The organism is Candidatus Nitrospira salsa (assembly GCF_965152625.1).
This window is the reverse complement of record NZ_CBCUCO010000004.1, coordinates 97,457-120,036: the sequence shown is the minus strand read 5'-3', so window position 1 is coordinate 120,036 and position 22,580 is coordinate 97,457. Positions and strand designations below refer to the sequence as shown.

The 22,580-nt window shown below is 46.6% G+C and carries 19 protein-coding genes; 7 read left to right on the top strand and 12 right to left on the bottom strand.

Annotation, left to right across the window (positions count from 1 at the left end; translation table 11 throughout):
• Positions 1-213 precede the first annotated feature (213 nt).
• From ACWQXP_RS14570 to der, 4 genes are all read left to right on the top strand, one after another.
• The gene (locus ACWQXP_RS14570) at positions 214-2,310 is read left to right on the top strand and encodes a universal stress protein (RefSeq protein ID WP_454063611.1); all 2,097 of its coding nucleotides are present in this window, start codon (positions 214-216) and stop codon (positions 2,308-2,310) included.
• Positions 2,303-3,694, top strand: a complete 1,392-nt coding sequence (locus ACWQXP_RS14565) for a radical SAM protein (RefSeq protein WP_454063610.1) — start codon at positions 2,303-2,305, stop codon at positions 3,692-3,694. Before ACWQXP_RS14570 ends, ACWQXP_RS14565 begins: the two co-directional genes overlap by 8 nt.
• Positions 3,695-3,818: 124 nt before the next feature.
• Positions 3,819-4,346 carry a hypothetical protein gene (locus tag ACWQXP_RS14560; protein ID WP_447970063.1) on the top strand — a complete coding sequence of 176 codons (528 nt, stop codon included), beginning with the start codon at positions 3,819-3,821 and terminating at the stop codon, positions 4,344-4,346.
• 375 nt (positions 4,347-4,721) lie between these two features.
• Positions 4,722-6,161 (top strand): ribosome biogenesis GTPase Der, encoded by a 1,440-nt coding sequence (der, locus tag ACWQXP_RS14555; protein WP_454063609.1) that lies wholly within the window; start codon positions 4,722-4,724, stop codon positions 6,159-6,161.
• 217 nt (positions 6,162-6,378) lie between these two features.
• On the opposite strand, the gene ACWQXP_RS14550 is transcribed toward der, so the two are convergent.
• The 4 genes from ACWQXP_RS14550 to ACWQXP_RS14535 all read right to left on the bottom strand — a co-directional run bounded on the left by ACWQXP_RS14550 (position 6,379) and on the right by ACWQXP_RS14535 (position 10,597).
• Complete coding sequence (locus tag ACWQXP_RS14550) at positions 6,379-7,785, bottom strand: M20/M25/M40 family metallo-hydrolase (RefSeq protein WP_454063608.1); 1,407 nt, start codon at positions 7,783-7,785, stop codon at positions 6,379-6,381.
• Between the two features lie 137 nt (positions 7,786-7,922).
• Positions 7,923-8,972 carry a site-2 protease family protein gene (locus ACWQXP_RS14545; protein ID WP_454063607.1) on the bottom strand — a complete coding sequence of 350 codons (1,050 nt, stop codon included), beginning with the start codon at positions 8,970-8,972 and terminating at the stop codon, positions 7,923-7,925.
• Between the two features lie 53 nt (positions 8,973-9,025).
• Positions 9,026-9,877 (bottom strand): MBL fold metallo-hydrolase, encoded by an 852-nt coding sequence (locus tag ACWQXP_RS14540; protein ID WP_454063606.1) that lies wholly within the window; start codon positions 9,875-9,877, stop codon positions 9,026-9,028.
• Between the two features lie 222 nt (positions 9,878-10,099).
• A complete protein-coding gene (locus tag ACWQXP_RS14535) occupies positions 10,100-10,597 on the bottom strand; it encodes a macro domain-containing protein (RefSeq protein WP_454063605.1) in 498 nt (165 codons plus the stop codon).
• Between the two features lie 497 nt (positions 10,598-11,094).
• Here ACWQXP_RS14535 and ACWQXP_RS14530 point away from each other — a divergent pair, with 497 nt between their 5' ends.
• Genes ACWQXP_RS14530 through ACWQXP_RS14520 form a run of 3 tightly spaced genes read left to right on the top strand, consistent with a single transcriptional unit; the run spans position 11,095 to position 13,915 of the window.
• Positions 11,095-12,396, top strand: coding sequence for an NAD(P)/FAD-dependent oxidoreductase (locus ACWQXP_RS14530; RefSeq protein ID WP_454063604.1), 1,302 nt, complete (start codon positions 11,095-11,097; stop codon positions 12,394-12,396).
• A gap of 49 nt (positions 12,397-12,445) precedes the next feature.
• On the top strand, positions 12,446-13,459 hold the full coding sequence (locus ACWQXP_RS14525; RefSeq protein ID WP_454063603.1) for a chorismate transformation enzyme, FkbO/Hyg5 family: 1,014 nt from the start codon (positions 12,446-12,448) through the stop codon (positions 13,457-13,459).
• A 48-nt stretch (positions 13,460-13,507) separates the two neighbouring features.
• Positions 13,508-13,915 carry a hypothetical protein gene (locus ACWQXP_RS14520; RefSeq protein ID WP_454063602.1) on the top strand — a complete coding sequence of 136 codons (408 nt, stop codon included), beginning with the start codon at positions 13,508-13,510 and terminating at the stop codon, positions 13,913-13,915.
• A gap of 41 nt (positions 13,916-13,956) precedes the next feature.
• Here the strand turns inward: ACWQXP_RS14520 and ACWQXP_RS14515 are convergent, their stop codons facing one another.
• From ACWQXP_RS14515 to ACWQXP_RS14480, 8 genes are all read right to left on the bottom strand, one after another.
• Entirely contained in the window at positions 13,957-14,850 is an 894-nt protein-coding gene (locus ACWQXP_RS14515) for a glycosyltransferase family 2 protein (RefSeq protein ID WP_454063601.1), read from the bottom strand.
• Positions 14,847-15,569 carry a 3-oxoacyl-ACP reductase FabG gene (gene fabG / locus ACWQXP_RS14510; RefSeq protein WP_454063600.1) on the bottom strand — a complete coding sequence of 241 codons (723 nt, stop codon included), beginning with the start codon at positions 15,567-15,569 and terminating at the stop codon, positions 14,847-14,849. Before fabG ends, ACWQXP_RS14515 begins: the two co-directional genes overlap by 4 nt.
• Positions 15,566-16,015 (bottom strand): hydroxymyristoyl-ACP dehydratase, encoded by a 450-nt coding sequence (locus ACWQXP_RS14505; RefSeq protein WP_454063599.1) that lies wholly within the window; start codon positions 16,013-16,015, stop codon positions 15,566-15,568. Before ACWQXP_RS14505 ends, fabG begins: the two co-directional genes overlap by 4 nt.
• Positions 16,003-16,815, bottom strand: a complete 813-nt coding sequence (locus ACWQXP_RS14500) for a beta-ketoacyl synthase chain length factor (protein WP_454063598.1) — start codon at positions 16,813-16,815, stop codon at positions 16,003-16,005. Before ACWQXP_RS14500 ends, ACWQXP_RS14505 begins: the two co-directional genes overlap by 13 nt.
• Positions 16,812-18,011 carry a beta-ketoacyl-[acyl-carrier-protein] synthase family protein gene (locus ACWQXP_RS14495; RefSeq protein ID WP_454063597.1) on the bottom strand — a complete coding sequence of 400 codons (1,200 nt, stop codon included), beginning with the start codon at positions 18,009-18,011 and terminating at the stop codon, positions 16,812-16,814. Before ACWQXP_RS14495 ends, ACWQXP_RS14500 begins: the two co-directional genes overlap by 4 nt.
• Complete coding sequence (locus ACWQXP_RS14490) at positions 18,008-19,609, bottom strand: NAD(P)/FAD-dependent oxidoreductase (RefSeq protein ID WP_454063596.1); 1,602 nt, start codon at positions 19,607-19,609, stop codon at positions 18,008-18,010. The genes ACWQXP_RS14495 and ACWQXP_RS14490 overlap by 4 nt, the downstream gene beginning before the upstream one ends.
• Entirely contained in the window at positions 19,606-21,840 is a 2,235-nt protein-coding gene (locus ACWQXP_RS14485; RefSeq protein WP_454064712.1) for an MMPL family transporter, read from the bottom strand. The genes ACWQXP_RS14490 and ACWQXP_RS14485 overlap by 4 nt, the downstream gene beginning before the upstream one ends.
• Before the next feature lie 104 nt (positions 21,841-21,944).
• On the bottom strand, positions 21,945-22,520 hold the full coding sequence (locus ACWQXP_RS14480) for a LolA-related protein (RefSeq protein ID WP_454063595.1): 576 nt from the start codon (positions 22,518-22,520) through the stop codon (positions 21,945-21,947).
• Between the last annotated feature and the right edge of the window lie 60 nt (positions 22,521-22,580).

Sequence of the window (22,580 nt, the reverse complement as noted above, 5' to 3'; positions counted from 1 at the left end):
AATGAGATTGGTAGAAAACCCAAGGTCATAAAAGAGCTTTTTCAGCTTTATCATTGAGTTGCATTAGCTAAATATCGAGTGTTAAGATCACGCGTCATCTCTATAAACCCCTGTGGCAACAGGGCCTAGATCTCTCTCATTTCTAGGCTTCAGGGGTTTGTTATTCTGTGCGCACTAGCTGGTGGTGAGAGAAGTTTTAAGGAGGCTGTTTAGATGTACAAAACAATATACATTCCGGTTGATAATTCAGACCATTCGAATAAAGCGGTGGATTTGGGTGTGAAGTTAGCGAAGACATTTGGCTCCAAGATTGTTGGAAGCCATGTCTATGCTGCCAAAATGCATGATAAACGTTTTAAGCAAATGGAAGCAGGACTTCCAGAAGAATATCATGATGAAAAAGAACTTGACCGTCAGCGCCAAATCCACGACTCACTCATTACTCGCGGTCTGCAAATTATCACGGACTCATATCTGGATTATGTTGATCAACAGTGCACAGAAGCCAATATTCCATTAGAGCGTCGATCACTCGAAGGCCGAAATTGGAAAGTGTTAGCCGAAGACATCGGCACGAACGGTTATGATTTGACCATCATGGGTGCACTGGGAGTTGGAGCTGTCAAAGATTCGGTTGTAGGAAGCAATACCGAACGGGTTGTACGTCGTGTTCGAAACTCCGATATGTTGATCATCAAAGATCTCAAAGACGCAGAAGATGGCAAGATTGTAGTTGCGGTCGACGGAAGCCATTATTCCTTTGGCGGTCTGAAAACGGCTTTAGCTCTTGGCAAAGCGTTAAATAAGCCAGTCGAAGCAATTTCCGCCTTTGATCCATACTTTCACTATGCCGCCTTCCACAGTATTTCCGGTGTTTTGAATGAAGAAGCCGGAAAGGTCTTTCGGTTCAAGGAGCAGGAAAAGTTACACGAAGAAGTCATTGATAGTGGATTGGCCAAAATTTACCAGTCCCATCTTGATGTGTCTCGTGATGTTGCGCAAGATGAAGGCGCAGATATCAAAACGACGCTTCTAGATGGCAAGGCCTTTGAAAAGGTCATTCAATATGTTCGAAAAGAACAACCGTGGTTACTCATCGTCGGGCGCATCGGCGTGCATAGTGATGATGATATGGACATTGGGAGCAATGCTGAGAATCTTCTCCGAGCCGCCCCATGTAACGTGCTAATCTCTAACCAAAAATTTGTGCCACCGATTGATACGCAAGCTGAGTACACTATTGCCTGGACCGAAGAAGCCTTAAAGCGGATGGAGAAAATTCCCGTCTTTGCTCGAGGTGTTGCCAAGACCGCTATTCATCGTTATGCCATTGAAAAAGGGCATACAATTATTAGTGATTCCGTTATTGATGCCGCCATTGGAGATATCCTTCCTAAGGGTGCCATGGATGCTATGAGGGCGCTGGGAGGCAACCTTGATGCAGCAGGAATTGACCGGGATAAGATGCAGGCTGATGATTCAGTGGCTAATGATTTAATGGGTTCTTCGCTCAGTGGTATGATGAATCAAATCGTGGAGGAAAAGCCTCAACCGATCAACCCTGGTGTGAGTGAGGCTAATCAGTCATACCTCGATAGAATGTCGCGTGCCTATTATGTGTGTAATGGTTGCGGTTATATTGGCAAAGGTGATCCTCCTCCGGTGAAGTGTCCGGTTTGTGCAGCAGACGGGGCTCAATTTAAAGAGGTTGATAAAGCCATCTTTGATGCAGCGGCAAAAGCAGAAGGTGAACTTGAAACCCACCTTGCGTATGATGATGTCCCGATGCAGTGGACCAAAGACGCTAAGGAAGCGATACGTGCCGTCCCGGCTGGATTTCAACGGAGGCGAGCCAAAGCGAGAATTGAAAAGTCAGCAAGAAAATTGGGTATGACGACAATTACCTTAGAATATGCATCACCGACAATCCAAGAGGCTGCTGAAGAAGACTACACACCAATTTTTGCCAATAAGGCACCTTCAAATGGGGAGCCCACTATGAAGCCAAATGGAACCGAGGGTCAAGATTCAGATTCCTCTCCCTACACGTGGGAGCCGGCAGCAACTGAGCGTTTAGAGCGAGCTCCAGCTGGTTTCATGCGAGACTGCACGCGAGCTCTGATTATTAAGCATGCTGAAAAGCTGGGGACAACAGTCATCACTATCGATGTTGCCAATGAAGGCATTGAACAGGCTAAGCATACGATGGAAGAAGCCATGAAGACTGGAAATGTTAAAGATATCATTGCAAACTTGACTGGTTCAGGAGAGAAATCTGAAGCTCCGTCAGGAGCTGGCCAGCATGGGTAAGTCTCTTCCAGTTCTTAATTCTCAAGGCATGATTGCGGATCAAGCGGCATTTCCTTCAAATGTCACACGGTTTGATTCCCCAGTCGCTGTTGGTGGGCCAGACAACCCATATGATGGTCGAACGGTTGATGACTTCAAGCCTTATCTCGTCGCGCTCAATCTCACCAAGCGATGCAATTTAAAATGTGATCATTGTTATCTTGACGCAACAACGAAGTTGGGCGGCGGCAACGATGAGCTGACGACTGAAGAATGCTATCGGCTCATCGATCAAATCGCCGAAGTGAATCGCGGCTGTCTTTTAGTCATCACCGGTGGTGAACCGTTAGTCCGTCCTGACATCTTAGATATTGCCAGACATGCAGTCCAGTTAGGATTTATGGTGGTGTTTGGGACGAATGGGATGCTAATTGACGACCGGATGGCTAAAGAGTTGGTCGAAATAGGTGTAATGGGTGTGGGGATCAGTATTGATTCGCTTGATCCTGAAAAGCACAATGCGTTTCGCGGCTTAGCCAAAGCCTGGGAGGGCGCATTAGCTGGCATTGAAGCCTGTAAGAGGAATGGACTTCAATTTCAGATTCATTTTAGCGCTCAACCTATGAATTATCAGGAATTACCTGAGGTCATTGATTGGGCTCACGATCTCGGAGCCAAGGTGCTCAATGTCTTCTTTATGGTCTGTACCGGACGCGGCGAGGAACTTTCAGATATCACGCCATCTCAATATGAAGAAGTCCTTGGTTACCTGGTTGACTGCCAAGACAAGTATAACGATATGCTAGTCCGGGCTCGATGTGCGCCACACTTTAAGCGGTTGGCCTATGAAAAAGATCCTAATTCACCCATAACCAAAGCTCAGGGATATATGGGGGGAGGCTGTCTGGCCGGGACGAATTATGCGAGAGTTACACCGAATGGGGATTTGACGCCATGTCCCTATATGCCGCTTTCTGCTGGAAATGTTCGTGAGAAGAGCTTTGTGGACTTATGGGAACGCTCAGATATTTTTGATTCGTTCCGCTATCCTCACCTCAAAGGCAAGTGCGGTGACTGTGAGTACAGTGAAATTTGTGGTGGGTGCCGTGCCAGGCCCTATGTTGATCATGGTGATTGGCTTGATGAAGATGAATGGTGCCTTTATACACCTAAAGGCGGAGAGAAAGTTGAAGTCGCCTTTAATGTTCCAGAAACAACGTCTGTTGTGTGGGACGAGGCTGCAGAAACTCGACTGAATCGAATCCCGTACTTTTTACGTGCCATGGTCAAGAAGGGTGTTGAACGTCAAGCAGCCGAACGAGATCTTTCAGTCGTCACTGTTGAACTCATGGAAGAACTTCGAAAAAAACGGTTTGGGAACGAAACCCCGGTATTTAAGTTCTGAATTGATTGACAACCATCCTGCGTTGTACCAGATCCTCAAATTCCGACCACGGTATTGATCTGTGTTAGGCAAGCGTGTCAGCTAATAAAACTTTGATTCGTTATTAATCCCGAACATAGCTCTCATGGAAGCTCTTCAAGCGGTCTTTACAGACCTTAACCAAGTTATTCCTATCCTTGTGCATTGGCTGCATTTACTTTCAGCCGTTGTTTGGATAGGTGGGCTGGCGTTTTTGGTGATGGCCGTGACGCCAGGTCTGCGAACGTCTGTGCCGAAAGAATATATTCGACCGATCACCGAAACATTTTATTTGCAGTATAAGCGAGTGGTCGGCGTCATTCTCGTAGTGGCATTGTTCACGGGCGGGCTCAATCTCCATTATGTAAGTAAAGCCATGGAGCTTATGACTGGAGATGGTATATCGCATAATGCCAAATATTTGACAATCTTTTTTATCAAACTCAGCTTAGTCCTTGGTGTATTAACGATTTTTCTTTATACCGTGATCTTTAAAAATGAGCCGACAGGAGAAGAAACGTCTGAGGAAAAAGAAGAAATGGTGTATGAGCCTGTCCCATTCCAACGTGGAACGCTATGGATGGGCGTCTTTATTATCCTGTGTGCCGCGGCCATGAAGCATTTGCATAGTTAGGTGACCTCCTGCCATACCTCTCCAATAATTTGCCTCTCGCTTCCGCATTGCTCCCTTCCTTTTCACTCTAAATTTCTCGAAAGGTGAGGAAAAAATGAGAGATGAGCATTTCCATACTCATCGTGATGGTGATGCCAGTCAAGGTGAAGCACCTGGAGATTGCCAGCTATGAGATGATTGCCTTTCGCGCAAGTGATTGTTCCGACAAACCTGTCGTGATAGTGTCGGTTTATCGTGTTGCAAATGAGAGGTGTCCTTGAGTTAATAGGGTAGAAGGTTATGAGAAAGTTTTACTCTACGTCTTCACAGCGTAAAAAGAAAAGGGCATCAAAGAGTGAAAGCCTTCCACTGCCTGGAATTGTGGAATCGTCTGGCATGCCATTGCCTCAAGTGGCCATCATTGGACGCCCCAATGTCGGGAAGTCGACGTTATTTAATCGAATTGTCGGTTCAAAAAAAGCCATTGTCGATGATCGGCCTGGAGTGACGCGCGACCGTAATTCTGCTCCTTGTGCCTATCAAGGGCGGGTATTCCAGCTTATCGATACTGGAGGATTGGATCCCTCAGCTTCAGAAGGCATGTTGTCGCAAATAAAACAGCAATCTGAAATGGCCATTGCTGAAGCAGATTTCTTGATTTTGGCAATGGACGGACGAAGTGGGTTAACCCCGCTTGACGAAGAAATTGTCTCATTGGTTCGAGGTATTCCAAAACCAGTATTTTGGGCTGTGAATAAGATTGATACACCTCAATCCGAATCTCTACTTGCAGATTTTTATAAACTTGGCCTGACGGAAGTCTTTCCAATTTCAGCAGAACATGGGATTGGGGTAGATGAATTACTTGAGGCCATGCTCCCGTATTTACCTAAAGGGCATGAAGAAGAGAGTTCTCAAAATACTCCGAAGGTTGCGGTCGTGGGCCGACCGAATGTTGGCAAGTCCACGTTAGTGAATTTGATTCTAGGTGAAGACAGGTTGGTTGTGAGTAATCAACCGGGTACGACTAGAGACCCTGTTGATACAGAGGTCTCGTTTCAAGGATCTTCATATATTTTGACCGATACGGCAGGAATCCGACGGCGTGGCCGCATAGATCGAGGCGTCGAGGGATATAGTGTGGTCCGTGCGATGCGTGCACTCGGGCGTTCTGATGTGGCCATTCTGTTGTTGGATGGCGTGGAGGGTGTCACTGAACAAGACACGAAGATTGCGGGCTTGATTCAACGACAGGGTCGTGGATGTGTGCTCATGGTGAATAAGTGGGACTTGCGGATTCAGGACCCAGAAGCCCAAATAACCTATGAGCGAGAATTACAGCGGCGATTTCCATTTTTTGGTTTTGTCCCAGTGGTGTTCGCATCAGCCTTGAACCCAGATACCATTTCACAGGTGTTTCGTAAAGTTAATAAGGTCATGTCTGAGTTCGTAAAGCGAATTCCAACGGGACAGCTCAATCAGTTCTTGCAACGTACCTTGGAGAAAAATCCCCTACCCCTTCGGGCTGGAAATCCAGTAAAGTCTGTCTATATCACGCAAGTCGCGACTAGACCGCCAACATTTGCACTCTTTGTGCGTCATTCCGGGGATGTGAATACCACGTATCAGCGATATCTTGAGAATGCTCTTCGAGAAGCCTTTGGATTTATCGGTACTCCCATCAAGGTTATGGTTCGCAATAAAAATGCTCCGTCAACCCAGAAATTGAAGCCCAAGCCGAGTTACAAGCTTCCGCCTAAGCCTACTAAGCCGCAAAGCAAGATTAAGTCCCCCAGAAAACCAAAGATCAAAAGCAAGTCAAAGTCTGTACGATAAGTTCGTTCCCGATATTGTTAATCTGCTGCTGACTTGCCTACTTGGAAGTGCTGAAAGGCAAGCAACATTGAACGTTGTTCTCCTTCTGAAATTTCGATGTAGAAGAGGGAACGAACGGAATGTCCTGGATGGTGTTGTGGTGTGCCGGCAGGGGGTATCTGAGTCTGCGCTTCTTCTCGTTTTATATATACTGGTTTTTATCAGCTGAGTTGACCGATTAACGTGCAGATCGCTTAGGTTTTTTCTTCATGGCCGATTGACGTCCCATCTGGGAAAGCTCCCGAAAGTACTGGACGAACGTTCGTATCCCACCTGAGGCCTGTCCCCAATCAAAATATTCATTCGGAGCGTGGTATCCATGTTCGGGTAGGCTTAATCCCATGAATAGAATTGGCACATTCCACGTTCGGTCAAGATGATCAATCGCACCAATTGACCCGCCTTCTCGCACCATGACTGGAACCTTTCCGAATCCCGCTTGTACCGAGCGAAGGAGAGCCTCAGCATACGGTCCGGTCGAGAGACCTCGAAAAGGTTCTAATTTCCCATCGCTGATCACTCGGACGTTTGGATTAATGTTTTTCACATGACGCCTCAGGAGTGTAAGAATTTTATCTGGACGTTGATTGGGAACGAGACGCATACTCACTTTAAGCTCTCCAGAAGCTGGCACAACGGTCTTGACGCCTGGGCCAGCATGTCCGCCCGTTAACCCGTGAATTTCAAACGTTGGAGCTGCCCAAATTCGCTTTAGCAGCTCTGTTCGATTGTCTGTGCGAAGCGAGTGTAATTGATAGGCTTGTTTAAATCGATTAACTTGAAATCCTGAAGCGAGAAACTCTTTCAGTTCTTCCTGAGTCGGTTTCACGGCCTTGTCATAAAATCCTGGGATTTTCACGTCTCCTGATTTAGCATCGACGCAGGCGTTGGCCACTTCGCATAATTCAGCGAGAGGGTTACGAGCTCCTCCCCCTGTTAATCCGGAATGCACATCGGTACTGCCGGTTTGTAAGGTCAGGCGTGCTGAAAGCAGGCCACGGAGACCACAGGGAATGGCGGGTCGCTGCTTGGCAACCCAGATGGTGTCGGAAACCAATACGGAGTCTGACCGGGGGACAAGGGCTTGTTGGCGCAACACTTCAGCAAAGTTCGGGCTTCCAATCTCTTCCTCTAATTCCCACAAAAAACGGATATTGAGATGAAGTTTTTCTTCAATCGCATATCGCGCAGCAAAAAGCGTTGTGAGAGCCGGTCCCTTATCATCAGTTGTGCCTCGTCCATGATAGCGATCAGACTCTTTCTGAAAGGAAAATGGGTCTTGTCGCCATTCAGGTTCATCTGCCGGCTGCACATCCAAATGATTATAAATCGTGACGGTGGGGTAATGGTTCCCGACAAACCACCCGCCGGACACAGCAGGATAGCCGGACGTTTCGACCATTGTGGCTTCGGCTCCAAAGTTTTTTAGAATACGTGTTGCCGCCGTCCCCATTTTTCGAATATCGGCGGTATGCGCAGGGTCAGAACTAATGGAAGGAATTTCGACCATCTGTGCGAGAAGGTCTTCATACTGCGATCGGGAACTTTTGATATAGGACTCAAGATGTGGGTCGTGTTTCTGCATCGTTCGATCTTCCAGAGAATGAAGCAGTCCGTACTATACCATGGCCTGAATGTTTTTCGAACGAAAAATTGTTCAGATTCGTGGGCGGTTGTTGAATGAGGAGAGGTGTCGCGATGGACCGTATAGGAATATCAATATCAAAAATAGAAAGGAACAGGGGAAAAAGACAGCACAAAAATAACTAAGGCGAACCAAGCCACCCATATGCGTTTCTTTCCCAATGTCATTCGTGGGTCCACAACTGGAGGATGCGAAAGTCCGACAAGACCTGCCAAGCAGGCCCATAATATCCAGCCTGGCCAGCCGATTAATCCGAGGAACACTAAAATTGGAACGGCAATGAGTGCCAATGTGCGTTGTCGTTGACCAAAGACGGCAAAAGCGACATGACCTCCATCAAGTTGTCCTATGGGAATCAGATTCAACGCTGTTACGAAAAAACCGAACCATGCTGCAAAACCGATGGGATGTAGGACAATGTCGTGGGTTTCTGGAATGGGGCCGAAAATAATCCATGCGATGAACTGTAAGAATAAAGGCTCACCCAACTGGAGTCCAAATGTTTGATAGCGAGGGACCACCTCAGAAAGCGATAGACCGATAATCAACGCGAACACGGCAGCGATAAAGCCGGTGATTGGACCGGCCACGCCAATGTCAAACAACGCACGTTTTCGCATAATTGGAGATTTCATACGAATGACGGCTCCAAAGGTTCCGATGAAATGAGGTGGACCAGGAATGAACAAGGGAAGAGAGGCAGGTACTCGATGAATACGTGAAAGGACATAATGTCCTAATTCATGGGTCACTAAAATTCCCAGAAGTGTACCGGCAAATGGTAATCCGCGGACGAGCGAGCCCGGATAGTTAACCAGGAAGTCCCACGCTCCGCTTGCTGGCTTGGTGTTGAGGTGCAGTGCACCAGCCCAGAGTGTCGTGAATATCGTTAACACAAAAAGGACAATCGGAAGGAACCATGTCGAGAATGTACTGGAAGTGGACTCAGGATACGAAGAGATTGTCTCAGGCCATTCCTGGGAGGATTGAGAGCTGAGGGGATGTTCTGTTTCCGAAAGGCCAGAGTTTTCCTGTTCATTATCATCAGCGTTCTTGCCTGGTTGAGATAACAAGGACTGATAAGGATTTTCTTCCGGCTCATGAGGGTGAGGCTTGTTCTCGTCCACAGTTATCGAGTTCCTGACAAACCCGCAATGGGTTGGTTAGCATGGAATGAGAGTTACGCGAACGGATTATGATTCTGTTCTTCTTGGACCGTTGTCGATGGCCCATGACCAGGCAAGAGGACGGTATCGTTCTCAAGGGTCAGGACAATATTTCGAACAGAGAGTAAATGGTTTGGATAGAGCGTGAATGGGTTTGACCGACCGACCGATCCTGCAAATAGAGTATCACCAACAAAACAGAGAGACTGCCCGTTATTGTTGAGACGAAAGCAAAAACCTCCTGGTGTGTGACCAGGTGTTGCGAGGCATTCAAGTGTTCGAGATCCAATCGAAATTTTCTGCCTATTTTGGAGAAACGTGAGGAGATGCTGAGGAGGTGTCCAGGGTAGAAGCTCAACGTCCTCCTTTCCTAAATAGACGGGAACCGGCCATCGTTCCAGAATTTCATCAAGGCCTCCTGCATGATCGGTATGCCCATGTGTCAAACACACGCCTTTGAGATTCAGCTGATGAACCTGAAGCGTTTCAAGCATTTGTTTTGCATTATAGCCCGTATCAATCATCAATGATTCTCGCGTGATGAGGTCAGACAGTAAGTACCCCTTCACCTCATATCCGCCAATATCCCCCAAAACAGTCGTGACAAGTCCATCTTGAGCAATCCAAGAAGGAGCGGCTTTTGGCGTCCATCCATCAATAACAATACTGGTTAATGGTTGAGTACGAAGGTGAAGTACCTGTGACAGTACGTTGACTTCATCGCTGCTGGGAAGTCGAGAGCCTTTTTCAAGTGCTTCCAGATCATTCTGAGGAAGATGACTTTCTTGGGCCACTGTGGCTAACGACAGGCTTTGCCCATGTCGGGATTTTTTGATGATGTCGCAGAAATCGTCTTCTAAACTCATGGTTAATTTGTCAGATTATCGGTTAAAGAGGATATTTTCTTCACACAACTGTTGTATAGTTCACTCTGATGTCCAGGGCATCCTTCTCTGATGACAATTGAAGAGAATGTTCAAAAAGTATGCCCTGTCTTGAGGACGATCATCAAAGATGCCTTGTCTTTTGAGTGTTCTCATTCGTTGTTGGAATGTTGACTCATGAGCAGGCGATTGTCGGTCCTCAAGTTATGATACTCGATCCTGCCATGCTTGAACCATAGCTGGATCAACATCAATGAGTATGACGTTTTCTAACGTGTGCGACGGATACGAGAGAATTTCATTCATCATGTGTTCAGCCGCGTCGGTGTGTGAAACTCCACCGACCCCGGTGCCCATGCCTGGGAGAGCCACAGAAGTCCACCCCTGGCAATCAGCGAATTGAATGGCCGCTCGAGTGGCTTGACTGACATTCTCAGCCGGGATGGACATGGCTGGTTCGGACATCGTTGGAGCATGAATAATTCCTGGAAATGGGGTCTTTCCTCCGGAAGTGAGGACCGCTCTTCCGACAGGGATGGGGGCCTGTTGCATGGCTTCTTGTTCGACTGATGGCCCCGCCGCCTGCCGGATCACGCCAGCAACCCCGCCGCCCATCAGCCCATAGCTGTTTGCGGCATTCACGATAACTTGGGCATCAGCATCAAGAATGCTACCTTGTATGATTTGAATCTTTAAGAGCACCCAGATCCTTGCTGTGATGACTGCTAGATTGATTGCTCAGGTTAACATAGGGTCGTTCCATGGTGAAATCATTTAAGTTTAATTGCGGTGTGCAGATGCACATCATCAATTCAGGCCACTGCTTCCGTTCTGTTAAAACTGCTTGTTTAGTTATTTGCATTAACTTTCGAGAATCTCCTCGAAAATAACTGTCAAAAATATTTGTTTGGGTTTCAACATAAAAATCTTGGCTCGGTCTAAAAATATTTCTATCCTAGCGATTGTCACTTATATGCCTTCGTTGTAGATGGAGCTATCCGACGATGTCTAAGTCCAGTCTGACGCATTGGACTCTTATCGAGAGAGAATTTTAAACTCAAGAGTTTTAGCGGCTTGCTTTACTTATTCAAATCAAAATACCTTCACCTTTGGCAATGTTTCTTCTATGATTAGAGATTGTTCTTGCGACAATAGGTAAAGTTATACTTCAGTAAATAAATAGGAATAGAGTAAGAATCATGAGAAACGTCGTAACAGAATGTGATGTGGTTGTGTTAGGGGCAGGTCCAGCAGGGTCTGCCGTTTCTGCTTTACTTGCAGAAAAAGGCTGGCATGTTGAAGTTTTAGAAAAGGCGACCCATCCACGGTTTCATATAGGCGAATCACTTCTCCCACATACGTTACCGTTTTTAAAACGATTAGGAGTTCTTCAGCAGGTTGAAGAGATTGGACTCAAAAAAAACGGCGCGGAGTTGATTTCTCATCTACATGACAATGCCCAGACCTTGTATTTTTCTGAGGCTATGGACAAACAGTATCCGTATGCCTTTCAAGTTCAACGGGCCGAGTTTGATTCGATCCTCGTACAGAATGCAGTTAGGCGAGGTGTGAACGTGCATCAAAACGTATCCGCGACAGATGTCAATTTCGACAATAATGAATTTGTGAGTATTACCGCCACGAATCAGCAAAACCAAGATGTCAGCTGGCGAACTCGATTTGTGGTTGATGCAACAGGTCGACAGACGTTTTTGTCCTCCAAGCTTCAACTCAAACGCAAGAATACGAAACACAATAGTGCGGCTATTTTTAGTCATTTTAATGGCGTTCAACGTCATGAAGGCCATAATGAGGGAAACATCACCATTTGCTGGTTTGAGCATGGGTGGTTTTGGATTATTCCTTTTAAGAATGGAGTCACGAGTGTTGGGATGGTCTGCACGTCTGCCTATATAAAAGCACGTTCAGGAACGACCGATGAATTTTTATGGCACACGATCCGACAATGTTCACCCATGGCAGAACGAATGCGGGAGGCTCAAATGGTCATGCCAGCCGTAGGAACCGGTAATTATTCTTATTGGTCGGATCGGATGATTGGGGATCGTTTTATTTTGTTGGGAGATGCCTTTGCGTTTGTTGATCCAGTGTTTTCAAGCGGTGTGCACCTTGCTTTGAATAGCGCCCTTCTTGGGTCAGACGTTGTTGATTCAGTCTTGAAGAAAAGTTCGGATGTTGAACGGATAAGACAGAAATTTGAACAGACGGTACGACATGGACTTTCCACATATTCTTGGTTCATCTTCCGATTCACACAGCCGGCGTTTCGAAATCTTTTTATGGCTCCACGGAATATTTTTCGAATGAAAGAGGCGATTTTGTCGATATTAGCAGGAGATATTTTTGGTACAACTCCTACTCGATTTCCTATACTTGCGTTCAAGGGGCTGTACTATGTCTCCTTATTATTCGATTTAAAAGGCAATTTGAACACTTATTTGATACGTCGTTCGCATGTTGAAGGTTCTTTTCATAGTTAAGACGAAGTTCATTCTCGTACTCTGACTCTGTTCGTCAAAAGGTTGTTCATTGATTCAATACATTCATCCCGCTCAGCTATCGAGAATTCTTTCGGATCACTCCGGTCACGTTTTAGCGCTCGTGGATTATGGGAAAAACTTAAAAGAGTTGGATCGTGACGAGGGACTGACGATGGCCATTGATCTGCCCCAACGAGGTCATGGCCAATTAGTGGAAATGTGGACAAGTCCTCATCCCGTCTCCATTTGTCGTGAAAAAGATGTCGCTTTCGCGTTTGATGATGACATCTTACTTGGCTCTATCGAAGTGTCTCAGAAGCCTCACGTCTCTCTTGAGCAAACGACTTTGACTGTCTACCAGAACATTCTTCGTTCGATCACCAACATGGGGTATATTCATCTCGCTAGGATGTGGAATTACTTTCCGTTGATTAATGCGGAAGAAAATAAGCAAGAGCGATATCAGCGTTTTTGTGTGGGTCGTCATCAAGCATTCTCAGAGCATAGAGAGGAGTTTCAAGCAATATTGCCGGCGGCAAGTGCGATAGGCACTTACGGTAATCTATTTCAAGTGTATTTTGTTGCAGGAAAAATACCTAGTACGCATGTTGAAAATCCACGGCAGATCAGTGCCTACCACTACCCAAAACTCTATGGACCCCGGAGTCCTTCATTTGCTCGTGGAACGTTATTCACGATGCAAAACACTTTATATTTTTTTGTGTCAGGAACAGCGAGTATTGTGGGACATGCCACACAGCATATTGATGATCCACGAGAGCAAACAGTCGAAGCCATTCTGAATATTCAGGGGCTCGTAGATCATGCAAATAAAGAACTCGAAAAAGAGTTCGGCCAGGATTTCATGTTAGATTTGCTCAAGGTTTATGTCCGGAATATCAAAGATACGAAGATTGTACGAGAGACTCTGGAAGAACATTTCGGAAAGGAGCAGCCAGTCTTATATTTAGAGGGTGAAATGTGTAGGAAGGACCTGCTCGTAGAAATTGAGGCTATTTTTAGGAGTAAAAGTCAATTAAAGTGCAAGTCGGGTTCAAATTAAAAGCAGAGGTCATACGTTTTGAAACTTACATTCAAGGAGGAAATGCCCATGAACGTGTCGATGCTTCGTGTCTGCTTATTACTTATCGCGATTGTATTTATCCAAGGCTGTCGAACGGCTCCACTAATGAATGTCACAGATTCTGGCATCAATCCAGGATCAGGCAAGGAGGCAACGTTGCAAGAAGTCACGCAAGCCATCCTTGGAGCGGCAACTTCGACAAGACCTGCCTGGTCAATGAATGTCATAAAGCCTGGTCATATTCTTGCCACTCTATACAATCGTTCCCATATGGCAGCAGTCGATATTACGTACACCACAACGTCCTACAATATTGCGTACAAGGAAAGTACCAATCTGAAATATGATGCCGAAGGTCCCACGATCCACGCGAACTATAATAGTTGGATTCAAAATCTTGATACGGCTATCAAGGGACAGCTCAATGCCATTTAGAGATGATGAGTGAAAGCGATACGAATGTCTTGCTGGAATCTTCATGAGTTGGGCAAGACAGGAGGAGATGTTGGGACTTCCTGTCTTGCTTGATCATGGCTCCAACGTGCTCGAAGCGATTGATAGAGTCCAGTCACATACATTCCTCGAGAGAGGAGTTTCCATGCCACCATTTTCGTAATTCTTGTAATATCAAGGATTGGGCGAAAATGACTGTTTCGCATGGTCTTTCGATTGTTTGATTGAATGGAAACTGGACGACTTTGATAGCCTAACTTCGCCCCTTCAATCAGAACTTCGCTCTCAAAAACAAAGCTATGTTCCGCATCATGCTTGCACTTCAACATACGAAGAAGGTGACATGGATACACACGAAACCCTGATTGGCTATCGACAATCGCGTACCCCGAAGCCCAAGAAATCCAAAAGTCTGCAATCTGGTTTGCGACTTTTCGATGCCAAGATTGACGGTTCCAGTTCCCTTGCCTTGCTCCAATAATGACGTGTTGAGGAACCCGTTCAGCTTCTTCAATGAGGCGAGGAATGTCTTCTGGCGAATGTTGACCATCACCATCAAGGGTAATGACGGCCTGGAAGTTTTGTGGGATCGCATGTTGAAACCCCTTCCATAAACAGGCGGCTTTCCCCATATTGGTTGGATTCTTCATGATCGTAACCGGCAAATCCTCAATGTTCTTCGACGTGTCGTCGGTCGACCCGTCATCAATCACAATCACGTCATCGATAAACACGAGAGATCTTTGGACAACGTTCCTAATGGTTTCAGCTTCGTTATACGCTGGAATCACGACCGCGTACTTTGAACGTGGAGCGTAGGATTTTTCTACGGTGTGCCAGGCATCCCTTCCATCAGGGAAACACGTTGAACGGCCTGAGTATCCTTTCGTTTTATCAAACGATTGGGATGTGTTCATGACGCCATGGCTCCATTGACCCCAATAATTTGACCGGAGATATATGCGGCCTTGTCAGAGGCTAAAAATGCCACAATGTGTGCCACCTCTTCAGGCGTTCCAGCCCGTTTCATCGGGACCAGGTTCTCTATTTGCTCTTGAGTAAAGGCATGGCTAATGGCCGGGGACTCAATGAGCCCTGGCGCGACAACATTGACCGTGATCCCTCGCGAGGCCACTTCAATTGCGAGAGATTTTGACGCTCCATGAAGCCCCGCCTTGGCCGCAGCATAGTTGGTCTGTCCTTTTCGGCCTATCATACCGGAAAGCGAGGAAATTGTAATAACTCTTCCCCACCGGGTACGAATCATTGGCAGTAACAGCGGCTGGGTTACATTAAAAAATCCATTGAGATTGACATCAATCACGTGGCGCCATTGCGTTTCATCCATTCCAGCCATCGGACCGTCATCTGAATACCCTGCATTGTTCACAATCACTTGAATTGGACCATTCTCAAGTAGAGTTTCCAGTATCTTCCGTGTCTCTCCGGTATCACGGATATCACATAAGATACTTTCGGCTGATCCTCCCGTTTGATGAATATGATTGACGGCTTCTGCTGCAATTTCTGGATGCTGATACCCGAGAACGATGATATGGAACCCTTGTCTAGCTAATTCTAGGCAAATGGCCCTTCCGATCGTACTGGTTCCTCCGCTGACGAGTGCGCGCGTCATGCCTGGTCCTTGGGTCTTTGAACAAAAATAGAGGCGCGGCCACTGAGTACGCTGATTTCTTCTGTCGTGATATGAAATGTATACATGAAATTAGCCCCGGTATTCATTACGCATGTCGCTTGAATATTCAAAAGCTTTGTACACACGTCAAGCCGTGAAACGTTCATCGTTACATCTCGGAGACCTCCCAACAATCCCAATAATGAGGTTTGTTCATGTTTGAAGGCTGTTAAGGCTATATGGATTCCCATAGCTTGAGCCGCATATTCGATACCGCAAATTGACTCTAGGGTATCCCGATGGCGAAGAGGGTGGGCTTTGTTCAGATGAGAGTTCGTCGTACAGACAATGTCAGATTCGTCCCACCATTGCACATCGCCAAGAAGGCACATGTCTTCACCATGTGGCAGCAGTCGGCAAATTTCTGAACGAGTTAGGACGGGCATGGATTGCTCTCAAGCGCTAACTGTTGGTCATCAAAATAGTCTAAGATGATCTTCTTTTGATCTTGTTGTTGGGCAAGACTGGCAAGCAGGGGAAGGGCGCGGGCTGCAGGATTTCCAAGTCGTAGTTGTTCTAACGCATCGTTGGTCATCCGGTTGGCGGATTCGACCTTTCGATGAAGAAGGGTGATATCCAGGGTCGATAGACTTTGTGGTAAATATTCAGAACTCATAACAAGCGCAACTGCAAAGGGATTCACCAAGGGGCGTGCTTCGAACAGCGGGTGGGGAGGTGGAAGATCGTATGAAACAAGCAACGCTGGAGTGTTTTGCGTGGTGCACAAAACGGCGGCTTCTATGAGTCCTCCACAAAATGAAGAGTCATAACAGGAAAGACTGGTCGACGGTTGTTGAGATTGAACGGCAATACTCCAGTATCCAGCTGCGGCGTTATGGACGGAATGATGAAAAAGGGTCGGGGACAAGACCGGCTCAGTCTCACATAAGGATAGACAGATGTTGTGGAGGATATCAGTTTCTCCTCCTGATGAAGAAAAGACCGCTGGAAGATTTTGAGGTTCTAATTTCGCCTGTTCAATGGCTTCTTGTGCAACAGTTAATGACCATCGAACGATATGACTGCTTCTTCGAAGTTCATTTGGTTTCAGGCACGTGGGCGTTGGGTCTGGAATTGCCAAAGATTGGTCGTACGTGAGTGTTCCCGTCAGTACGCGTTGGACGTCAGGCCATCCCACCAAACCCGGCCCTAATACTCCAATGCCATTGAGGTATATACGCATCATATCTTTCTGAAAACCAGACTACAATTATTGCCGCCAAATCCAAAAAAATTGCTCAGAATTGTGGAGATTGGTTTTTTTTGGTTTTGCAGAACAATGTTACTAGAGAAACAAGGGTCAACGGTTTGGGTATTCAATGATCCTGGAATGAGCTGATGGTGAAGGCACAGTGCGGCAATAACGGCTTCAACGGCTCCTGCAGCGCCGAGCGTGTGACCCGTCCACCCCTTTGTCGAACTGCAGGGGATTTGGTTGCCCAAAACCGAACTCACGGCATGGTCTTCCGTTTTGTCGTTTGCTTTCGTCGCGGTACCGTGTAAATGCACATAATCAATATCATTCGCCTGGATCGAACTGCTGGCGAGTCCCTGCTGCATGGCCAATATGGCGCCGGCTCCTGATGGATGAGGGTGAGACATATGATGGGCGTCGCAACTTTCGCCATAGCCGATCAGTGCGACTACAGGGGAAGTTGTATCGCGATTTTGACGCTCAAGTAAGACAAAGCCTGCGGCTTCACCTATACTTAACCCATTACGATTGATGTCAGATGGTCGGCATGGCTCTGGAGATTCCAGTTCCAGAGAAGCGAACCCATACAAAGTGGTTAAGCAGAGGCTGTCAACTCCTCCGACCACAACCGCATCGCAGAGGCCAGCCTCAATATATCGGGAAGCACTGGCGAAAACTTTGGCGCTAGACGAACAGGCCGTCGATATCACAAGGGCCAGTCCCTGGAGCTGTAATTGTGTTCGGACAAAATGTGCGACCGAGAATGTGTTGTGAGTATATTGATATCGAGAAGTAAATGTATCAGACAAGGTACTGGACTCAGAGTTGCATTGTTGGCGATACGCGTGTTCGGTTTCTAGAATGCCGGATGTGCTTGTTCCAAGAATGACCCCGATACGATGAGCGCCATATTGGTCACGAGCACGGACAATGGCCTCTTCGAATCCATCCTGTTGGAGAGCGAGCAATGCGAGGCGATTGTTTCGACAGTCGAAATGTTCCAACTCATCTGAAAATGAACTGTCTTCAATGCCTTTAACCCTTCCGATATAGGTATCGAGTTTGGTGTCCTGAAAATCGCATGGGCTTAGGCCTGAACGTCGTTCGCTGAGAGCTGAAAACATCGCCTGATTGCCACGCCCAAGTGCCGTGACATTGGTAAAGTGGGTTAAGAACAATGGATTCATGCGATATCCCCTACTAGGGGATGTGGAGTCAAGAATTGAGAAAGAGAGAGAGAGGGTTGGATCTGCTCAATGTCCGAACGAGATGGAAGAAGGTTGAGTGCTGATTGTCGACTTGAGTTGAAAATCTGATTGAGCCGCTTGAGTTCTTGGTGAAGACCCTGTGGGGTCCCGACTTGTTCGATCCAATCCACTCCTTCCAAGGCATTGGTAAATTGATGTTGATTAGAGTGGAAATATGTTCCATTCGCTCTCATATGTGTATCGAGTCGAGTGAAGAGCAAGGAAAAATTCGAAAGAGCGTTGAGAATCAAATCTTGTTCAGAAAGTTGTGTGCGGAGAAAATCTTCCTGAAGGTGGAGATCTTGCATATATTGTGAGAGCCACAAGTGATAGTACAACGGGAAATCTAGCTGCCATTTTAATTTTAAGAGTGGATAACTCCCTAGCAGTGAATACAGATTGCGGTAGAGACGCATGCTAGCTTCGTATCGAAAACACATGTAGTCATTATAGAGTGATGCGATTTGCTGTAACCGTTCCTCTGATTCTTCCTGCAGGTCACGCTGAATGAGGTCTGTGAGAAAATCGTTTACCAGTGCGATAAAGTCAGAACCAGGGCTGTAGAATGGATCGGTAAATGCCGCGGCTTCTCCCGTTAATCCCCATCCATGACTACTCAGATATTGCTGAGTTCCGTAGGAAAGACTTCCCAAACTTCCAATGTCAATCAGTTCGGCATTCTTGAGTAACGACCAGACAGCAGCGTGTTTTCTCAGGAACGCCAGGAATCCCTCTTCTTTGCGAAGGGTATCTTCCCAATGAACAGAACGATCCAACACGACACCAACACTTGTCACGCCTTCCCCAAGAGGGATAACCCAAATCCAATAACCGGAATAACAAAAATGACAGGTTGCAAGTCTTCGACTAGTATAACGAATACGTTTTCGAAAGGTATCTGGTCCCACCGTATCGATATTGGTGACATGGCGAAAGCGGCCCCAGATGGATCCAAGGGTATGGCCGGATTCGGGCAACCGCAAATGTAATTGCCGTGCAAGGAGAGAGCTTCGTCCGCTTGCGTCGATAATCCATCGAGCTTGACCATGAAAGTTTTGATTATGTGCCTGTTGCACATCAAAGGAATGTCGAGTCTGGCTTTTACTCGGTGTTCCAAGGTGAATATTCTCCACTCGGGCTTCTCGATAGACGTTGATGCCATTTTCCTGGTTCATGTTTAGCAAGTCAGCTTCCATGCGTGCCCGATCGATTTGAAACGCAGGGTGATACGGAAATGCGACTCCGCCGATTTCGCTCATGTTCCATAAGTCGGTGCTTTTTTCTTCATCATCAAAGAAAAACCGTAGTCCATTTTTGGGCAATTGATGCTCGTACAGATACGCGGAAAGATTAAGCCGTCGTAGAAAATAATTCGTAGCAATTTCAACAGTTGACTCTCCAACTTTGTATGATGTCTGGGCACGTTTCTCGAATACGCCAATGGTCAGAGAAGGCATGGCGATGCGAAGCTGACGGGCGAGCAGACTCCCGGCTAACCCACCGCCTATAATGGCCACCTCAAATGAAACCCTATTCATATATTATTACGCCTCTCTTCTGAGAAGGGTTGTGACAGGAGCGTTGAAAATATCAGGCAACAAAAGGCACCAAGGGCAGCCGTCAGGCCAATGCTATGCAACACAGGTGTCTGCGAAAATGCGAGTAGACCAAACACCATGATTGTTGTGGTACTACAAATAAGAATTGCCCATATGGTTCGGACCCGTGATTCTGGTTCTTGCTGATGGTGATGAAAAAAAAGCGCATAATCCAGGCCAATTCCAATGACTAATAGCAGGGATGACAAATGAAATAAGGAAATCCGTTCATCAAAGAGGTGGAGAAGGCCCAAACTCGTGACGACGCTTGCAGCCACTGATCCCACGATTCGCAGCACGAGCGACCATGACCTTAGGCGAATGATCAATGTCAGAATAATCGCGATTGCTCCAAAACTCAAGAATCGCACAACTTCATCGCGATAGGTCGTGAGGATGTGTTCAGCCTTATGTTTTAGGTCCAAATAGTACCAATTTTTGGCATTTTGCTTTTTAACCAATGTCGATAGTTGGCCGCGATCCGTAACACCTTGCAGATAGATTACCCCGATCCATTGTTGATCTTGTTGAAACAATAAGGAACTCAACTTTAAGCCGAATGAGGTTCCAGTAAAGACATGGCTGTTGACAGGCTCTTGGTGTTTGGCGGTATGTATGTCATGAATGAAAGGCTCAAAGATGCCCTGTTTGAATGGTAACCCGTTTTGTGCTTTTTCCAAACGATTCCTTAAGAGTGGTGAAGCTGGGAGGAGGGCTTGTCGTACGTGTTGAGTTTTGATACTTGGGAGATATTGTGCCGCCATCTCATAGCCTGTAATCACTCCGCGATGTTTCTGATCTTCTAATTGTGGAATGAGTTCTTCACTTTTTCGTAGCACGTCTTCCTCTGAGGGGCCGGTCAAGATTATAAGGTCGCGAACTGCTGGTGCACCGACTTCTTTTCTCATCCATGTATCCCGGTCTTTTGTTTCTTGAGAGAGTGGACTCAAACTTGCGATGTTTTGCTCCCAAAAAGCTTTGGGAGACCAGAGGAGATAGCCCGTTGCCAACATGATGATCATAAGTATGAGGACTGTCATGTTGGGTAACCTTTGTATGAAAGATATGAGAGGCAGTCCTATAGGTGAAACCGTCAGGCCTGTTGGAATCATTGACGGTAACACGAGACGTGTCACGAAAGCTGATGTCAGGAGTCCGGCAATGGCAAAAAGACCAAGTTGTGAGAGTCCAGGAAATCCAGAGAACAGCATGGCACAATAACCCAGAGCTGTGGTGAAGGCTCCTAACCCTATGACAGGCCAAAGACTTCGTAAAATCTGGGAGGCTGAACGTTGTGGTCTGAGGTGGCTGAGGACATGTACAGGATAGTCAATGGCCACGCCAATGAGGGTTGTTCCGAATCCTAGCGTAATTCCATGGACGTACCCAAAAACACTGGTAACGATGAGAGTACCGACCAGTAATCCGCTCGCTAGTGGAATGACGGTCAACCAAATTAACGTAAGAGATCGGTAATTCACAAATAGAAGAGTAATCACAAGACCCATGGCCAAGATTGACAACCATTGAGCTTCTTCTTTGATCGTTTTTCTTGACTTGACCGCAAAGACAGATGGTCCTGTTCTTAGCAATTCGATGTGATTGTTATGTCCAAGGTTGGCGTTGATTGTTGCTACGCTGTCCATGAGTTCTTGCTGGATTTGTTCCTGTGCGTCAAGGTCAAAACCGGAAGCAGTCGTTTCTGCTGTCAGAAGTGCGACATTACCATTAGAGGAGACCCAGACTCCGTTGTGGCGATGAGGGGTGTTGGAGAAGGTTGAACGTTTCAGAATTTTCAGAAACTCTCCTGTGATATCACTCGTTGCGCGGGTCTTCATAAATGGAGGCATAATCGAACTGACATCACGGAGACGGTTTCTAAGCGCTGTGTGTAATTGCGATTCATGAAATTGCTCGGCTGTCAGTTGAGGACTTAAGAGATAGCGATATTTAAAGAGGAGATTCGAGTCTTTTTGAAAAGACTTCATATCTCCATTGTGGACAGAAGAGAAACTTTGGCTTTTTCGCAGCTCGTTGGCCAATCTCTGACTTGCCTGAGCTAAGATGTCTTGGTGGGCTCCTGTGAGCCCAAGAAGGATGAGGCGCGACGTGGCCCCTTCTCGCATGTGATTGATGAGAAGTTGTTGTGTGACCCCGCTGCCAGTTGGCATTAACAAGGTGAGTTCCGTTCGAACTTGTGTCGAGTGTAGGGCGATCCAACAACCGATGCTAAAGATTGAGGCCCATAGCAAAATGACGATCTGATTGCGTGTGATCACGGTTGTGTCAGCATGAGCTGTAAGGTGGAAGAGTTTCCGCTGGATTCGTATATGACCATGGTCGTGAGTTTTTGTCTTCGTCCCTGGAATAGGATAGACGTGATGGCCTCATGCATTTCTTCGTCTCGTGGGATGATTGTCAGAGTCCACTCATCTTTCGTGCCTAGTAATGTTGTGTGATAAAGTTGGTGCAAGGTTTCGGCATCTCCGGATAACATTGATCGAAGTCCTCCAATGAAGACACGCAGAGAAGGATAGTCGGTCAAGGAGAGTGTCAAGTCGAGATCTTCAGCTGAATTTGTATAGTGAACACGGTCTCCGTTCACGGTAAATGATTCTTGTTGAGGTGTATGGACGTGCTTTTCAAGTTTGGCGGGTGGGGTAAATCGAAAGACTCCCTTTTTGGTAATAGGCGTTGTCAGAAGGGTAGAAATATACTGTTCTGTAAAGTCGATCTGACGGGGCTGTGTGAGGGTCAGGGCTTGTACAAGTTCATCGATGGACCATGTTCCCTGAGTTTCAACGAGAACGACGTGATCGTCAGACTCATGAGCCGGCGTGGCAGAGATCATGAAGATGCCACACCAAGATAGAGAGAAAAGTGCAAATAAAATGAGGACGACCTTCTTGCA

Excerpts from the sequence above, each read along its gene's own strand:
- ACWQXP_RS14570 (WP_454063611.1), top strand. The coding sequence starts at position 214 with ATGTACAAAACAATATACATTCCGGTTGATAATTCAGACCATTCGAAT.
- ACWQXP_RS14565 (WP_454063610.1), top strand. The coding sequence starts at position 2,303 with ATGGGTAAGTCTCTTCCAGTTCTTAATTCTCAAGGCATGATTGCGGAT.
- ACWQXP_RS14560 (WP_447970063.1), top strand. The coding sequence starts at position 3,819 with ATGGAAGCTCTTCAAGCGGTCTTTACAGACCTTAACCAAGTTATTCCT.
- der (WP_454063609.1), top strand. The coding sequence starts at position 4,722 with ATGCCATTGCCTCAAGTGGCCATCATTGGACGCCCCAATGTCGGGAAG.
- ACWQXP_RS14550 (WP_454063608.1), bottom strand. The coding sequence starts at position 7,785 with ATGCAGAAACACGACCCACATCTTGAGTCCTATATCAAAAGTTCCCGA.
- ACWQXP_RS14540 (WP_454063606.1), bottom strand. The coding sequence starts at position 9,877 with ATGAGTTTAGAAGACGATTTCTGCGACATCATCAAAAAATCCCGACAT.
- ACWQXP_RS14530 (WP_454063604.1), top strand. The coding sequence starts at position 11,095 with ATGAGAAACGTCGTAACAGAATGTGATGTGGTTGTGTTAGGGGCAGGT.
- ACWQXP_RS14520 (WP_454063602.1), top strand. The coding sequence starts at position 13,508 with ATGAACGTGTCGATGCTTCGTGTCTGCTTATTACTTATCGCGATTGTA.
- ACWQXP_RS14515 (WP_454063601.1), bottom strand. The coding sequence starts at position 14,850 with ATGAACACATCCCAATCGTTTGATAAAACGAAAGGATACTCAGGCCGT.
- fabG (WP_454063600.1), bottom strand. The coding sequence starts at position 15,569 with ATGACGCGCGCACTCGTCAGCGGAGGAACCAGTACGATCGGAAGGGCC.
- ACWQXP_RS14505 (WP_454063599.1), bottom strand. The coding sequence starts at position 16,015 with ATGCCCGTCCTAACTCGTTCAGAAATTTGCCGACTGCTGCCACATGGT.
- ACWQXP_RS14500 (WP_454063598.1), bottom strand. The coding sequence starts at position 16,815 with ATGATGCGTATATACCTCAATGGCATTGGAGTATTAGGGCCGGGTTTG.
- ACWQXP_RS14495 (WP_454063597.1), bottom strand. The coding sequence starts at position 18,011 with ATGAATCCATTGTTCTTAACCCACTTTACCAATGTCACGGCACTTGGG.
- ACWQXP_RS14490 (WP_454063596.1), bottom strand. The coding sequence starts at position 19,609 with ATGAATAGGGTTTCATTTGAGGTGGCCATTATAGGCGGTGGGTTAGCC.
- ACWQXP_RS14485 (WP_454064712.1), bottom strand. The coding sequence starts at position 21,840 with ATGCCAACTGGCAGCGGGGTCACACAACAACTTCTCATCAATCACATG.
- ACWQXP_RS14480 (WP_454063595.1), bottom strand. The coding sequence starts at position 22,520 with ATGATCTCTGCCACGCCGGCTCATGAGTCTGACGATCACGTCGTTCTC.